This window comes from Enterobacter cloacae complex sp. 277I4, from assembly GCF_050031465.1.
Taxonomy (GTDB): Bacteria; Pseudomonadota; Gammaproteobacteria; order Enterobacterales; family Enterobacteriaceae; genus Enterobacter; species Enterobacter cloacae.
In genome coordinates, this window is sequence record NZ_JBLGWC010000001.1 from 3829835 (window position 1) to 3844798 (window position 14964).

Sequence of the window (14964 nt, forward strand, 5' to 3'; positions counted from 1 at the left end):
TTATTTAACGGATGATTGTGCGAGCGACACGCCAGTTGCCGCTCGCCAGCGTAGCCAGTCAATCAGCATAAACAGCGCCAGGCTCACGCCCATCACCGGCAATGCCAGCCCCAGCAATACGCTGACCACCACCGTGACGGCTTTTCCCCATCCCGGGAGCGCCAGCCAGCACTGACAAAGCGTCTGAAGCGGATCGGCCGTCGATTGCGCCGGACGACGCATCCACCACATCCGGTATCCCCAGACAATCAGCACACACAGCGCCAGGCCAAATGCGACGAGCAGTAACTGGTTAACCAGCCCGAATAAGATCCCCATATGGAAATCCACACCCCAGCGGGTCAGCTTTGCCATTAACGGGAAATCCTCAAAGCGGGTTCTGTCCAGAATTTGCATAGAATTTGGATCCACCGCAACGGCATCCACCTGGGTCGGCCAGCGGCGGTCAATTTCCGTCACGGTCCACGCCTGGTCAGCGCTTTTCGCCGGGCGGATTTCGAGTTTATTCGCATCAATCCCGGCCTGGCGGGCAGCGTGCAATACGCCATCGAACTGGGTCAGATCCATCGTCATGTCGGGCATCATCATGCCGGCATGATGCCCATGGTGTTCAGCGTGCTCATCCATCGTGACGGGCGCACCCGAAAGCGTGGTGCTCACCTGCGGCGTGAGCCAGTTCATCTGCGCGCGCAGTTTATCCACGTTGCCACCCGCCCACTGGGACCACGTCAGACCGGTCGCAGAAAACAGCAACATTCCCCCCAGCAGCACCCAGCCCAGCGTGACATGCAGGCGACGCCGGTTCTGAAAACGATTGTTGAGCCGACGTTTTGGCCGGGTATAAAACCAGAGCGCAATCCCGCCCAGCGCGGCGACCCACATCCACGAGGCGGCCAGCTCGCTGTAGAGCCGACCAACGTTACCCAGCATCAGGGACGTATGCAGATAATCAATAGTCTGGCGTAGCGGTAAAATCCCGCTGGTGCCATACACGGTCATATCGCCACGCACCGCAAGAGTAACGGGATCGATAAAAATAGAGCGGGTCTCCGATGGGCCAAGCGACGGGTCGGCAAACATCACCCGGGTGGTTTCACCCGCAGCCAGGCCAGGACGAACGGCGTATAAACGCAGCTCGGTGCCGATGGTTTTTTCCGCCACGGCGATCTGTTTCGCCAGCGGTTGGAGTTCCCCCACGGAATCCGTATGGAGCGCGTGCCGGTACAGAATATTTTCCAGCTGCGGTGTCGCCACGTACAGCGTACCGGTCAGCGCGGCGAAGAAAATAAACGGGCCGACAAACAGCCCGACATAGAAATGGAGTCGACGCAGCAGGTTTCCCCATGCCGCGCGCGGAGTGCAGGTAGTCATACTTTTCCTTTTTAAGGCAAAAAGTTATCGATATTTTTTAAAGGGAAAAAGCAGACTGCCGCGGCGGCGCGCGGGTATCAGGATAAAGCCAGGGGAAAAAGTGCCAGTGGCTGACCGCCTGACGCGGCATCCTGACACGCAGCCTTTGCAGCACGATACTGAGCAGCACAATCAGCGCGAGTATCATGCCCGGCACGTGGGCTAATAGCACGCAGTAGCCACAGGCTTCCGCATGGTCAACCGGCATGCTGTGCTGCTTATCGCCGTGGTGCTCATCCATCGACATCATGCTCATGTCATGGTGCATCCCCGGCATGGTACTCATGGGATCTTTTTGCAGCGAGACGGAGATCAGCGGTGCGATCACGATCAGCAGGATCGCAAACAGCGCGGTCAATGCCGCTGCGCGTTTCCAGTTATGCTGATGCAGTACGTTAATCACTTACCCTCCACGGAACAGGCCAGCATTGTAAATGATTTATGACGAAAGGGTTAACACGAGAGATGCGATGGGATAAAAAAAGGGCCAGCCTTTCGGCCAGCCCTTTCTAACAGGATGTCGCTTAAGCGAATCTTAGTTCAGACGCTCTTTAATACGAGCAGACTTACCAGTACGCTCACGCAGGTAGTACAGTTTAGCTTTACGTACAGCACCACGACGTTTAACAGCAATGCTGTCAACTACCGGAGAGTGAGTCTGGAAGACACGCTCAACGCCTTCGCCGTTGGAAATTTTACGAACAGTGAATGCAGAGTGCAGACCGCGGTTACGAATAGCGATAACCACGCCCTCGAATGCCTGCAGACGTTTTTTGGAACCTTCAACAACCCATACTTTCACTTCCACGGTGTCACCTGGACGGAAGGAAGGTACGTCCTGCTTCATCTGCTCTTGTTCAAGTTGCTTAATAATGTTGCTCATAATTTAATCTCTTATCCTGGGTAAACTGATATTCGGGAGCGTATTACGCATTCCCATCATGTTCATGCTGCTGTTGCGCGTGTTCAGTTTTGAACTCGGCCAGCAACTTTGCTTGCTCTTCAGTCAGAGCCAGGTTTTCCAGAAGTTCAGGTCTTCTAAGCCAGGTTCGGCCCAGCGACTGCTTCAAACGCCAGCGACGTATCTCAGCATGGTTTCCTGACAGTAACACTGCCGGGACTTCCATCCCTTCTAACACTTCAGGACGGGTATAGTGTGGACAGTCCAGCAACCCATCGGCAAAAGAATCTTCCGTTGCCGAAGCTTCATGGCCCAGTACTCCCGGAATGAACCGGGCGACGGAGTCAATCAGCGTCATTGCGGGTAACTCACCACCGCTGAGAACGTAATCGCCGATAGACCATTCTTCGTCAATCTCGGTTTGAATTACGCGCTCATCTATCCCTTCGTAGCGACCACAGACCAGAATCAGTTTTTGATTCGTCGCCAGTTCGCTGACGCCCGCTTGATCAAGCTTGCGTCCCTGAGGTGACAGATAAATCACCTTTGCGCCTTCACCTGCCGCGGCTTTTGCTGTGTGAATGGCGTCCCGTAAGGGTTGCACCATCATTAACATCCCCGGTCCGCCGCCGTAAGGACGATCGTCCACGGTACGGTGCCGGTCATGCGTGAAGTCACGAGGACTCCAGCTCTGGATGCTCAGCAGGCCATTCTTTACTGCCCGGCCAGTTACCCCGTAATCGGTAATCGCGCGGAACATTTCAGGAAACAGGCTAATTATGCCAATCCACATAGCGCCGTCTTTTACCGTTTATCCGGAGAATTTAAAAACCAGGATCCCAATCTACTTCAATCGTTTGAGTAGCGAGATCGACTTTCTTGATAACCTGTCCATCGAGGAACGGAACCAACCGCTCCTTGATGCCAAATGCATCTTTCAGGTTTGCCTTAATGACGAGAACGTCATTGGACCCGGTTTCCATCATGTCGATGACTTTCCCCAGGCTGTAGCCTTCAGTAGTGACTACCTGGCAACCCATAAGGTCTTTCCAGTAATAGTCGCCTTCTTCGAGCTCCGGCAACTGCGACGAATCCACGACAATTTCACAATTAGTCAATGCATTCGCGGCATCACGATCGTCAACGCCTTTCAGCTTGATGATGATGTCCTGATTGTGGTGACGCCAGCTTTCCAGCTCGACCTCTTCCCACTTACCGCCTTTCTGAATAAACCAGGGCTGGTAATTAAAAATGCTATCAGCGTCTTCAGTGGAGGAAAACACTCTGAGCCAACCACGGATACCGTAGCAAGAACCCATTTTGCCCAATACAATCGGTTCAACAGGTGCTTTATTGCTCATCATGACCACCGTGACAGATTAAGCTGCTTTGTTTGCTGCTTTGATCAGCGTAGCAACGCGATCGGAAACAGTCGCGCCCTGGCCAACCCAGTGAGCGATACGATCCAGATCCAGACGAGTTTCTTCTTCTGCGCCAGCGGCCAGTGGGTTGAAGAAACCAACGCGCTCGATGAAGCGACCGTTGCGTGCATTACGGCTGTCAGTCACAACAACCTGGTAGAACGGACGCTTTTTAGCGCCGTGACGTGCTAAACGAATAGTTACCATAACATCCTCTTGTGTGAATAAAACAACCGGGCCCCATCGAGGAACGGAGCCCGGGTGTCATATTAAAAGCCCGAAAATTTTACTCATTTTCGGGCAAAAAGCAATCTCAAAAGCGATTATCGCCCAGGAAAACCGGGTGGCATCATGCCTTTCATGCCACGCATCATTTTCGCCATGCCGCCTTTCTTCATTTTCTTCATCATGCGCTGCATGTCGTCGAACTGTTTCAGAAGGCGGTTAACGTCCTGCACCTGCATGCCGCAACCGGCTGCGATACGACGCTTACGGGAACCTTTGATGATATCCGGGTTAGCACGCTCTTTGAGGGTCATTGAGTTGATGATCGCCTCCATACGCACCAGCACCTTGTCATCCATCTGCGCTTTTACGTTGTCTGGGATCTGGCCCATGCCCGGCAGCTTGCCCATCAGGCTTGCCATGCCGCCCATGTTTTTCATCTGACGCAACTGCTCAAGGAAGTCGGTCAGATCGAAACCGTCGCCTTTTTTCAGCTTGCTGGCCAGCTTCTCGGCCTGCGCACGGTCAACTTTGCTCTCGATATCTTCAATCAGCGACAGCACGTCGCCCATGCCGAGGATACGGGAGGCAATACGGTCCGGGTGGAACGGCTCCAGCGCTTCGGTTTTTTCGCCCACACCGAGGAATTTGATCGGCTTACCGGTGATATGACGAATAGAAAGCGCCGCACCGCCGCGGGCGTCACCGTCCACTTTGGTCAGCACCACGCCGGTTAACGGCAGCGCTTCGTTGAACGCTTTCGCGGTGTTTGCCGCATCCTGACCGGTCATGGCGTCAACCACAAACAGGGTCTCTACCGGGTTGATAGAAGCATGCACCTGTTTGATTTCGTCCATCATCGCTTCGTCAACGTGCAGACGACCGGCGGTATCCACCAGCAGCACGTCGTAGAACTTCAGCTTCGCCTCTTTCAGCGCCGCGTTCACGATGTCGACTGGCTTCTGGGCCACGTCAGACGGGAAGAAATCGACCCCAACCTGCTGCGCCAGGGTCTCCAGCTGTTTGATCGCCGCCGGGCGATAAACGTCCGCAGAAACCACCAGCACCTTTTTCTTGTGCTTCTCGCGCAGGAATTTACCCAGCTTACCGACGCTGGTGGTTTTACCCGCACCCTGCAGACCCGCCATCAACACGACGGCCGGAGGCTGAGCCGCCAGGTTCAGGACCTGGTTCTCTTCGCCCATCGCCGAAACCAGTTCGTTACGAACAATTTTGACGAACTCCTGACCCGGGGTCAGGCTCTTGTTAACTTCATGACCAACCGCCTTCTCTTTAACGCGGTTGATAAAATCACGAACAACCGGCAACGCGACGTCTGCTTCCAGCAGCGCCATGCGCACTTCGCGCAGCGTTTCCTTGATGTTGTCTTCGGTAAGGCGTCCGCGGCCGCTGATGTTGCGCAGCGTGCGCGACAAACGATCGGTTAAATTATCAAACATTGTCTCTCGCCTGAGTAGAAACGTTGGGCCGCCATGAGCGACACATACACAGAATTTTGCCGGAGTATAACATGAAGGCGCCTTTGTTGTTATGCAACGGTTGGAGCAGGCGTCACGTAACGTTATACTGCTTCTCTTTCTTATTAAGACAACTGTCGATGCCTATATGCCTGTTTTCGCACTGATCGCCCTTGTTGCCTACTCTGTCAGCCTTGCGCTGATTATTCCCGGACTGCTGCAAAAAAACAGCGGCTGGCGGCGCATGGCTATTCTGTCGGCGGTGATCGCACTGATTAGTCACGCTTTTGCGCTGGAATCGCGCATCATTCCCGGTGACGGCAGCGTGCAAAACCTGAGCGTGCTGAACGTCGGTTCGCTGGTCAGCCTGATGATCTGTACGGTGATGACAATTGTCGCCTCTAAGAATCGCGGCTGGCTGTTGCTGCCCATTGTTTATGCCTTCGCGCTGATCAATCTGGCCTTGGCTACCTTTATGCCCAATGAATTCATTACGCATCTGGAAGCCACGCCGGGCATGCTGGTGCATATCGGCCTGTCGCTGTTCTCTTACGCAACGCTGATCATTGCCGCGCTCTATGCCATGCAGCTCGCCTGGATTGACTACCAGTTGAAAAACAAAAAGCTGGCGTTTAACCATGAGATGCCGCCGCTGATGGTCATTGAGCGTAAGATGTTCCACATCACCCAGGTCGGCGTAGTATTATTGACCTTAACGCTCTGCACTGGCCTGTTTTATATGAAAAACCTGTTCAGCGTGGAGAATATCGACAAAGCGGTGCTCTCCATCATCGCGTGGTTTGTCTATATTGTGCTGTTATGGGGCCATTATCATGAGGGCTGGCGCGGTCGTCGCGTGGTCTGGTTCAATGTCGCGGGTGCGGGCATACTCACCCTTGCCTATTTCGGAAGTCGCTTCATACAGCAATTTGCTGGCTAAGTAACAAAGGAGTTCCCCCTGGAACACATCTCTACCACCACGCTGATCGTTACGCTGATCGTCATGGTGGTCATCTCCGCCTATTTCTCTGGCTCGGAAACCGGCATGATGACCTTAAACCGCTACCGGTTACGTCATCGTGCTAAACAGGGTAACCGTGCCGCACGTCGCGTTGAAAAACTGCTCCGTAAACCGGATCGCCTGATAAGCCTGGTGCTTATCGGTAACAACCTCGTCAATATCCTCGCCTCTGCGCTGGGCACCATTGTCGGGATGCGACTGTACGGCAACGCCGGGGTCGCGATTGCTACCGGCGTACTGACGTTTGTAGTGCTGGTGTTTGCGGAAGTGCTGCCCAAAACCATCGCTGCGCTTTACCCGGAAAAAGTGGCTTACCCGAGCAGCTTCCTGCTGGCACCGCTGCTGATCCTGATGATGCCGCTGGTCTGGCTGTTGAATATGGTCACCCGTATCCTGATGCGCATGGTCGGCATCAAAGCCGACGTCGCCATCAGCAGTGCACTCAGCAAAGACGAGCTGCGCACCATCGTGAACGAATCCCGCTCGCAGATTTCACGCCGCAATCAGGACATGCTCCTGTCGGTGCTGGATCTGGAAAAGGTCAGCGTTAACGACATTATGGTGCCGCGTAACGAAATCGTCGGGATTGATATTAACGACGACTGGAAGGCCATCGTCCGCCAGCTGACCCACTCCCCGCACGGACGCATTGTGCTGTATCGCGACTCCCTGGACGACGCCATCAGTATGCTGCGCGTGCGGGAAGCCTATCGCCTGATGACCGAGAAAAAAGAGTTCACTAAAGAGGTGATGCTGCGCGCCGCCGACGAGATTTACTACGTGCCGGAAGGAACGCCGCTCAGCACGCAGCTGGTGAAATTCCAGCGTAACAAGAAGAAAGTCGGCCTGGTGGTCGATGAGTATGGCGATATTCAGGGGCTGGTGACGGTCGAAGATATTCTGGAAGAGATTGTCGGAGATTTTACCACCTCCATGTCCCCTTCTCTTGCGGAAGAGGTCACGCCGCAAAACGACGGTTCGGTGCTGATTGACGGCAGCGCGAATATTCGCGAACTCAATAAAGCCTTTAACTGGCATCTGCCGGAAGATGAGGCTCGCACCATGAACGGGATGATTCTGGAAGCACTGGAAGAGATCCCGGCGGCGGGCACACGGGTGCGCATTGAACAGTATGATATTGATATCCTGGACGTGCAGGACAATATGATTAAGCAGGTGAAGGTCCTGCCTGTTAAACCACTGCGCGAAAGTATCGCGGAATAAAGTTGTAGGCCGGGCAAGGCGAAGCCGCCGCCCGGCACTACGGAGCGGCAAATTACGCTTTCGCTTTCGCCACGGTTACCATCGCAGCACGGATGGTACGGCCGTTCAGGGTATACCCTTTCTGCATCACGCCCAGCACTTTACCGGCTTCAACGTCTTCTGATTCCACCATCGCAATTGCCTGGTGCACGTTAGGATCCAGCGGGACGTCGGTATCGGCAATCACTTCCACACCAAACTTACGCACCACGTCCAGCATGGATTTCAGCGTCAGTTCGATACCTTCAATCATCGCCGCGTTTTCCGGATTCGCTTTATCAGCCACTTCCAGCGCGCGATCGAGGCTGTCGATTACCGGCAGCAGTTCGTTGACGAATTTCTCCAGCGCAAACTTATGCGCCTTTTCAACGTCCTGTTCGGTACGACGACGCAGGTTTTCCATTTCCGCCTTGATGCGCAGAACACTGTCGCGTTCGCGATTCTGTGCTTCTACCAGTTGGGCTTCCAGATTCGCAATTTTTTCATCGCGCGGGTCCACCTGCTCAGCAGATGCGTCTGGCTCTACAGCCTCAACTTCATCGTGCTGTTCCGTGATAATTTCTTCAGGGGCTTGCCCCTCAGGCGTTTTCTGTTCTTTACTACTCATGAATTTCTCCGCGTTTTTCTGCATTCATCTCGCTAACTTCGCTTATTATGGGGATCAGTTTCCTGGATTCAAGGGAACAAGATAGATTGTCATCATTCATCAGGCACAAGGACCTCCAGAAAATGAATAATCATTTCAGGTGTATTGGGATCGTCGGGCACCCGCGTCACCCTACGGCATTGACGACACATGAAATGTTGTATCGCTGGCTGTGTAGCAAAGGCTATGAGGTGATGGTTGAGCAGCAGATCGCTCAGGAGCTGCAGCTTAAGAGCGTTAAAACCGGCACGCTGGCAGAGATTGGACAGCAGGCGGATCTTGCCGTGGTGGTCGGCGGCGACGGCAACATGCTCGGCGCGGCTCGCACGCTGGCCCGCTACGACATAAAAGTCATCGGCATCAACCGTGGCAATCTCGGTTTTCTGACCGACCTCGACCCGGACAACGCACAGCAGCAACTGGCCGATGTGCTGGAAGGACATTACATCAGCGAAAAACGTTTTTTACTGGAAGCACAGGTGTGTCAGCAGGACTGCCAGAAACGCATCAGTACCGCTATTAACGAGGTGGTACTTCACCCCGGCAAAGTGGCGCATATGATTGAGTTCGAAGTGTATATCGATGAAATCTTCGCGTTCTCCCAGCGCTCTGACGGGCTGATTATCTCCACGCCGACGGGCTCGACCGCCTATTCGCTTTCCGCGGGAGGACCAATCCTGACGCCTTCGCTGGATGCCATTACGCTGGTGCCGATGTTCCCGCACACCCTCTCTGCCCGCCCGCTGGTGATTAACGGCAGCAGCACCATCCGGCTGCGTTTCTCGCACCGCCGTAATGACCTGGAGATTAGCTGCGACAGCCAGATCGCGCTGCCTATTCAGGAAGGTGAAGATGTGCTAATTCGTCGGTGTGATTATCACCTGAATCTTATTCACCCGAAAGATTACAGCTATTTCAACACATTAAGCTCGAAGCTTGGCTGGTCAAAAAAATTGTTCTGATTTTGCATCCAGTACTTTACTGTATAAAAAACCAGTTTATACTGTATGAAAACACAGTTATGGTTTTTCATACAGGAAAACAATTATGCTGGCACAACTGACCATCAGCAACTTTGCCATTGTTCGTGAGCTTGAGATCGATTTCCACAGCGGCATGACGGCGATCACCGGGGAAACCGGTGCGGGTAAATCCATTGCCATTGATGCCCTCGGCTTGTGCCTTGGCGGGCGTGCTGAGGGTGACATGGTGCGCATGGGTGCCAACCGTGCTGACCTCTGCGCTCGCTTCTCCCTGAAAGACACCCCTGCAGCCCTGCGCTGGCTCGAAGAAAATCAGCTTGAAGATGGACGTGAGTGTTTACTTCGCCGCGTTATCAGCAGCGACGGTCGGTCACGTGGTTTTATCAACGGCACGGCGGTACCGCTTTCTCAGCTTCGCGAGCTGGGCCAGTTGCTAATTCAAATCCATGGTCAGCACGCGCATCAGCAACTGGTTAAGCCGGAGCAGCAAAAATCGCTGCTCGATGGCTATGCAGGTGAGTATGCACTTACTCAGTTGATGGCAGAACACTATCGCCAGTGGCACCAGAGCTGCCGCGAGCTGGCTCAGCATCAGCAGCAAAGCCAGGAGCGTGCCGCACGCGCCGAGCTGCTGGAGTATCAGCTCAAAGAACTGAACGAGTTTAATCCGCAGGCGGGTGAGTTCGAACTCATTGACGAAGAGTACAAGCGTCTGGCCAACAGTGGCCATCTGCTCTCTACCAGCCAGAACGCCCTCACCTTACTGGCAGATGGCGAAGACGTTAATCTGCAAAGCCAGCTGTATAACGTGCGTCAGCTTGTTACCGAGCTGGCGGGCATGGACAGCAAACTGTCCGGCGTGCTGGATATGCTGGAAGAGGCGGCAATTCAAATCTCTGAAGCCGGTGATGAACTGCGCCACTACTGTGAACGTCTGGATCTCGATCCCAATCGCCTGTTTGAGCTGGAACAGCGCATTTCCCGTCAGATTTCGCTGGCGCGCAAGCACCACGTCACGCCGGAAGAGTTGCCTGCTTTCTATCAGTCTCTCCTTGATGAACAGCAGCAACTTGACGATCAGGCTGATTCACTGGAAACCCTGACTCTGGCGGTAAACCAGCACCATCAGCAGGCGCTGACCACGGCGAAAAAGCTGCATGATGTTCGTCAGCACTATGCTCAGGAACTCAGCCAGCACATCACTGACAGCATGCATACGCTGGCGATGCCACACGGCATATTCACGATTGATGTCCGCTTCGAAGAGAACTCCCTGACGGCGGAAGGCGCGGATCGCATCGAATTCCGTGTCACCACCAACCCAGGCCAGCCGTTACAGCCTATTTCCAAAGTGGCATCCGGTGGTGAGCTCTCCCGTATTGCTCTGGCGATCCAGGTTATCACCGCCCGTAAAATGGAAACCCCGGCCCTGATTTTCGATGAAGTGGATGTGGGAATTAGCGGTCCGACGGCGGCGGTAGTGGGTAAACTGCTGCGCCAGCTCGGTGAATCGACTCAGGTGATGTGCGTCACCCACCTGCCGCAGGTGGCGGGCTGTGGTCATCATCACTTTATCGTCAGCAAAGAAACGGATGGTGAAATGACCGAAACGCACATGAAACCGCTGGATAAACGCTCGCGCCTGCAGGAGCTGGCTCGTCTGCTGGGAGGCAGCGAAGTTACCCGCAATACGCTCGCGAATGCGAAAGAACTACTGGCGGCATAAACTTTTTCGGGATCTCAGGGTCATACAGAACAACAAAAACGCCGCCAGACCGGTTTCAAAGTGGGGCAAGGTCTATTATCATCGGCATATTACATATGAGCCGCGTACTGCTCGGGCCCGAAAAGGAATCAAATCACTATGCGCTGTAAAACGCTGACCGCTGCCGCTGCGGTTCTTCTGATGTTGACCGCAGGCTGTTCCACTCTGGAGAAAGTGGTTTACCGTCCTGACATCAACCAGGGGAACTACCTTACCCCTAACGATGTGTCTAAAATCCGTGTAGGGATGACACAACAGCAGGTCGCTTATGCACTGGGAACCCCGATGATGTCCGATCCGTTCGGCACCAACACCTGGTTCTATGTATTCCGTCAGCAGCCAGGCCACGAAGATGTGACCCAGCAGACCCTGACGCTGACCTTCAGCAGCGCCGGTGTGTTGACCAACATCGACAACAAACCTGCCCTGACCAAATAATCCGGCGTCAGAAATGCAAAAAGGTGCTCAATGAGCACCTTTTTTGTATTGACATTTCGCACTGGATCGTAGCCCCGGTAAGCACAGCGCCACCGGGAGAAGAAAGCACTACTTAGCTGATTTCTCCGCACGCTGGCGACGCAGCTCTTTCGGGTCGGCAATCAGCGGGCGATAAATCTCCACCCGGTCGCCCTCTTTCAGCACATCACCCAGTTTCACCGGGCGGCTGTAAATGCCGACTTTATTTTTTGCCAGATCGATATCGCGACGAAGCTCCAGAATGCCAGAAGCTCGGATAGCCGCCTCAACGGTTGCGCCCTCTTCCAGCGTCACGCGCTGCAGATACTGCTTCTCAGGCAACGCGTAGACCACTTCCACAGCTATCTTATGCGACACTGTAGACCTCTTTGGCGCGGGTCGTGAACGCCTGAACCATATTGGACGCCAGCTCTTTGAAGATGCGGCCAAACGCCAGCTCAATCAGCTTATTGGTAAACTCAAAGTCCAGATGGAACTCGATGCGGCAGGCATCAGCGCTCAGCGGCGTAAACTTCCAGCCTCCCATCAGGGTCTTGAATGGACCATCCACCAGATGCATCAAAATACTCTGATTGTTCGTCAGCGTATTACGGGTGGTGAACGTCTTGCTGATCCCCGCTTTGGAGACATCCACCGCCGCCGTCATCTGCGTCGGGCCAGACTCCAGAACGCGGCTCCCGGTACACCCAGGGATAAATTCTGGATAAGACTGAACATCGTTCACTAACTGATACATTTGTTCCGCGCTGTAAGGTACAAGCGCAGTACGGCTAATCTGAGGCATAGCATTTCCCATGGTCACACAACGGACAAATAATAACATTTATCACCTGTTAAAAAAACGCTAAGCCTCATCTCGTGCTAAGATAGCGCGTTAGACCTCACAGGACGCAATGAGGTGACTTTTTGAAATCAGATTACCGACGGCTTTACGACACTTATGACGAAGAAAAAAGCACATAAACCAGGCTCGGCGACCATTGCGCTCAACAAGCGTGCTCGCCATGAGTATTTCATTGAAGAAGAATTTGAAGCTGGCCTTGCCCTGCAGGGCTGGGAAGTAAAATCGCTGCGCGCCGGGAAAGCCAACATCGGCGATAGCTACGTCATCCTGAAAGATGGTGAAGCCTTCCTGTTCGGTGCCAACTTTACGCCGCTGACCGTCGCCTCTTCGCACTACGTGTGTGACCCAACGCGTACCCGTAAGCTGCTGCTGAACAAGCGTGAACTGGAATCCCTCTACGGGCGCATTAACCGAGAGGGCTTTACCGTGGTCGCGCTGTCGCTGTACTGGAAAAACGCCTGGTGCAAAGTAAAAGTTGGCGTTGCCAAAGGTAAAAAACAGCACGACAAACGTACTGACCTGAAAGAGCGCGAATGGCAGCTCGACAAAGCGCGCATTATGAAAAACGCAGGACGTTGATTCTGCACACTTATTGTACTATTCAATAAGTTAGCGTTCCGGGCTGGTATCCAGGAAGTGAAATCTGGTATACTGAGTTCAACACTATTGGGGCTGATTCTGGATTCGACGGGATTTGCGAAACCCAAGGTGCATGCCGAGGGGCGGTTTGCCTCGTTAAAAGCCGCAAAAAAATAGTCGCAAACGACGAAAACTACGCTTTAGCAGCTTAATAACCTGCTCTGAGCCCTCTCTCCCTAGCTTCCGCTCTTAAGACGGGGATCAAAGAGAGGTCAAATCCAAAAGAGATCGCGTGGAAGCCCTGCCTGGGGTTGAAGCGTTAAAACTAATCAGGCTAGTTCGTTAGTGGCGTGTCTGTCCGCAGCTGGCGTGCGAATGTAAAGACAAACTAAGCATGTAGTACCGAGGATGTAGAAATTTCGGACGCGGGTTCAACTCCCGCCAGCTCCACCAAATATTGATGTACTGAAGTTCAGTAAAGTCCACTAAGCCCGCACAGCACAAGCTCTGCGGGCTTTTTTACGTCTATTGTCGTCCAGTGAGAATTGCTGAGAACTATCACATATGGCACCCTGAATGGGACCCACTGAGAAGGGTCCAAAAACCGAGGGTCCCAAAATGGCAAAAATCGCTAAGAAGCTCACTGACACTGAAATCAAAAGCACCAAGCCAGCCGACAAAGAAATCAACTTGTTTGACGGAGATGGTTTGATACTACGAATCGCTCCCCTTTCGAAAGGAGGAAAGAAGAATTGGTATTTCAGGTATGCAGTGCCAGTGAGTAAAAAAAGAACCAAAATGAGCCTTGGGACCTATCCTCACCTTACACTGGCAAGAGCCAGAGCCTTACGAGATGAATACCTTTCCTTGCTTGCTAATGGCATTGATCCCCAAGTTCATAACAACGATAAAGCTAATGCCTTAAAGAATGCTACTGAACACACTCTCCAAGCCGTGGCAAGGAAATGGTTGGATGAGAAGGTTAAGACCTCTGGTATCTCACAAGACCATGCAGAAGACATCTGGCGAAGCCTGGAGAGAAATATATTTCCCGGCTTGGGTAAGGTTCCTATCAATGAGATTCGACCCAAACTCTTAAAGCAACATCTCGACCCTATTGAGCAACGAGGAGTCCTCGAAACCTTACGGCGAATCATTTCCCGATTAAATGAGATTTTTCGATGGGCCGCGACTGAAGAACTTATCGAGTTCAATCCGGCTGACAACCTTGGGCAACGGTTCAGTAAGCCTAAAAAACAGAATATGCCAGCATTACCCCCTTCCGAGTTACCCCGCTTCCTAATGGTGTTAAACAATGCCTCAGTTCGTATGGAGACAAGATTGCTGATTGAATGGCAATTGCTGACCTGGGTTCGTCCAGGGGAAGCCGTTCGTGCGAGATGGGCCGATATAGATACTGACAACTCGATATGGAACATCCCGGCTGAGTTTATGAAAATGAAGAAGCCTCACAAAGTTCCACTAAGCAAAGAAGCTTTGCGAGTCTTGGATTCAATGAAAGCCATCAGTGGGCACAGAGAGTGGGTTTTCCCAAGTATCAAAGCTCCACTCAATCATATGCATGAACAAACAGCGAATGCTGCAATCATCCGAATGGGATTCGGTGGTGAACTGGTAGCCCACGGAATGCGTTCTATAGCAAGAACGGCCGCAGAGGAGTCTGGAAAGTTCAGAACAGATGTCTTAGAAGCCGCCCTTGCCCACTCGAAGAAAGATGAAATAATTGCAGCCTACAATCGTGCAGAGTATCTCACAGAACGGGTGGTTCTCATGCAGTGGTGGAGTGACTTTGTTTCGTCTCAAAAATACAAAATTATTGCCGCATAACTCTTCCATGATGGGTTAACTATCTTGATTTGTTAAAGAATTAATAATCAAACTATTAACCTATGTGGACTAAGCATAGCCATTTACGAATGGGTACCTTGAG

Annotated in this window: 17 protein-coding genes and 1 other RNA gene; 8 read left to right on the forward strand and 10 right to left on the reverse strand. The window is 52.9% G+C overall.

The features are described from left to right. From ACQG19_RS18605 to ffh, 7 genes are all read right to left on the reverse strand, one after another. The gene (locus tag ACQG19_RS18605; protein ID WP_246932907.1) at positions 1–1371 is read right to left on the reverse strand and encodes a PepSY-associated TM helix domain-containing protein; all 1371 of its coding nucleotides are present in this window, start codon (positions 1369–1371) and stop codon (positions 1–3) included. Between the two features lie 37 nt (positions 1372–1408). Beyond that, the gene (locus ACQG19_RS18610) at positions 1409–1813 is read right to left on the reverse strand and encodes a DUF2946 domain-containing protein (RefSeq protein ID WP_246932909.1); all 405 of its coding nucleotides are present in this window, start codon (positions 1811–1813) and stop codon (positions 1409–1411) included. Between the two features lie 132 nt (positions 1814–1945). After that, positions 1946–2293, reverse strand: a complete 348-nt coding sequence (gene rplS / locus ACQG19_RS18615; protein ID WP_002914145.1) for a 50S ribosomal protein L19 — start codon at positions 2291–2293, stop codon at positions 1946–1948. A gap of 43 nt (positions 2294–2336) precedes the next feature. Then, entirely contained in the window at positions 2337–3104 is a 768-nt protein-coding gene (trmD, locus tag ACQG19_RS18620) for a tRNA (guanosine(37)-N1)-methyltransferase TrmD (RefSeq protein WP_008502493.1), read from the reverse strand. Positions 3105–3135: 31 nt separating this feature from the next. Continuing rightward, complete coding sequence (gene rimM / locus ACQG19_RS18625; RefSeq protein ID WP_013098350.1) at positions 3136–3675, reverse strand: ribosome maturation factor RimM; 540 nt, start codon at positions 3673–3675, stop codon at positions 3136–3138. Between the two features lie 15 nt (positions 3676–3690). Then, positions 3691–3939, reverse strand: coding sequence for a 30S ribosomal protein S16 (gene rpsP / locus ACQG19_RS18630; RefSeq protein WP_003863133.1), 249 nt, complete (start codon positions 3937–3939; stop codon positions 3691–3693). A gap of 116 nt (positions 3940–4055) precedes the next feature. Further along, the gene (ffh, locus tag ACQG19_RS18635) at positions 4056–5417 is read right to left on the reverse strand and encodes a signal recognition particle protein (protein ID WP_013098351.1); all 1362 of its coding nucleotides are present in this window, start codon (positions 5415–5417) and stop codon (positions 4056–4058) included. A gap of 166 nt (positions 5418–5583) precedes the next feature. Between ffh and ACQG19_RS18640 the strand changes: the two genes are divergently transcribed. Together ACQG19_RS18640 and ACQG19_RS18645 are read left to right on the forward strand one after the other, a co-directional pair. After that, positions 5584–6375: a cytochrome C assembly family protein gene (locus ACQG19_RS18640; RefSeq protein WP_014832951.1), complete on the forward strand. Its 792-nt coding sequence runs from the start codon at positions 5584–5586 to the stop codon at positions 6373–6375. Positions 6376–6393: 18 nt separating this feature from the next. Beyond that, positions 6394–7680: an HlyC/CorC family transporter gene (locus tag ACQG19_RS18645; RefSeq protein ID WP_028028086.1), complete on the forward strand. Its 1287-nt coding sequence runs from the start codon at positions 6394–6396 to the stop codon at positions 7678–7680. Positions 7681–7732: 52 nt separating this feature from the next. On the opposite strand, the gene grpE is transcribed toward ACQG19_RS18645, so the two are convergent. Beyond that, complete coding sequence (grpE, locus tag ACQG19_RS18650) at positions 7733–8326, reverse strand: nucleotide exchange factor GrpE (protein ID WP_048970717.1); 594 nt, start codon at positions 8324–8326, stop codon at positions 7733–7735. 122 nt (positions 8327–8448) lie between these two features. On the opposite strand from grpE, the gene nadK reads away from it, so the two are divergent. The 3 genes from nadK to bamE all read left to right on the forward strand — a co-directional run bounded on the left by nadK (position 8449) and on the right by bamE (position 11551). Then, positions 8449–9327, forward strand: coding sequence for an NAD(+) kinase (nadK, locus tag ACQG19_RS18655; protein ID WP_013098356.1), 879 nt, complete (start codon positions 8449–8451; stop codon positions 9325–9327). Between the two features lie 85 nt (positions 9328–9412). After that, the gene (recN, locus tag ACQG19_RS18660; RefSeq protein ID WP_058682797.1) at positions 9413–11074 is read left to right on the forward strand and encodes a DNA repair protein RecN; all 1662 of its coding nucleotides are present in this window, start codon (positions 9413–9415) and stop codon (positions 11072–11074) included. Between the two features lie 138 nt (positions 11075–11212). Then, the gene (bamE, locus tag ACQG19_RS18665) at positions 11213–11551 is read left to right on the forward strand and encodes an outer membrane protein assembly factor BamE (protein WP_003863121.1); all 339 of its coding nucleotides are present in this window, start codon (positions 11213–11215) and stop codon (positions 11549–11551) included. Positions 11552–11659: 108 nt separating this feature from the next. On the opposite strand, the gene ACQG19_RS18670 is transcribed toward bamE, so the two are convergent. Both ACQG19_RS18670 and ACQG19_RS18675 read right to left on the reverse strand, forming a co-directional pair. Beyond that, positions 11660–11947 (reverse strand): RnfH family protein, encoded by a 288-nt coding sequence (locus tag ACQG19_RS18670; protein ID WP_028028154.1) that lies wholly within the window; start codon positions 11945–11947, stop codon positions 11660–11662. Next, complete coding sequence (locus ACQG19_RS18675; protein ID WP_008502504.1) at positions 11937–12374, reverse strand: type II toxin-antitoxin system RatA family toxin; 438 nt, start codon at positions 12372–12374, stop codon at positions 11937–11939. Before ACQG19_RS18675 ends, ACQG19_RS18670 begins: the two co-directional genes overlap by 11 nt. Positions 12375–12530: 156 nt before the next feature. On the opposite strand from ACQG19_RS18675, the gene smpB reads away from it, so the two are divergent. The 3 genes from smpB to ACQG19_RS18690 all read left to right on the forward strand — a co-directional run bounded on the left by smpB (position 12531) and on the right by ACQG19_RS18690 (position 14861). Beyond that, a complete protein-coding gene (gene smpB / locus ACQG19_RS18680; RefSeq protein ID WP_008502505.1) occupies positions 12531–13013 on the forward strand; it encodes an SsrA-binding protein SmpB in 483 nt (160 codons plus the stop codon). A gap of 89 nt (positions 13014–13102) precedes the next feature. Continuing rightward, positions 13103–13466: a transfer-messenger RNA gene (gene ssrA / locus ACQG19_RS18685) on the forward strand. Positions 13467–13631: 165 nt separating this feature from the next. Then, complete coding sequence (locus ACQG19_RS18690; RefSeq protein WP_168697770.1) at positions 13632–14861, forward strand: integrase domain-containing protein; 1230 nt, start codon at positions 13632–13634, stop codon at positions 14859–14861. Positions 14862–14964 lie beyond the last annotated feature (103 nt).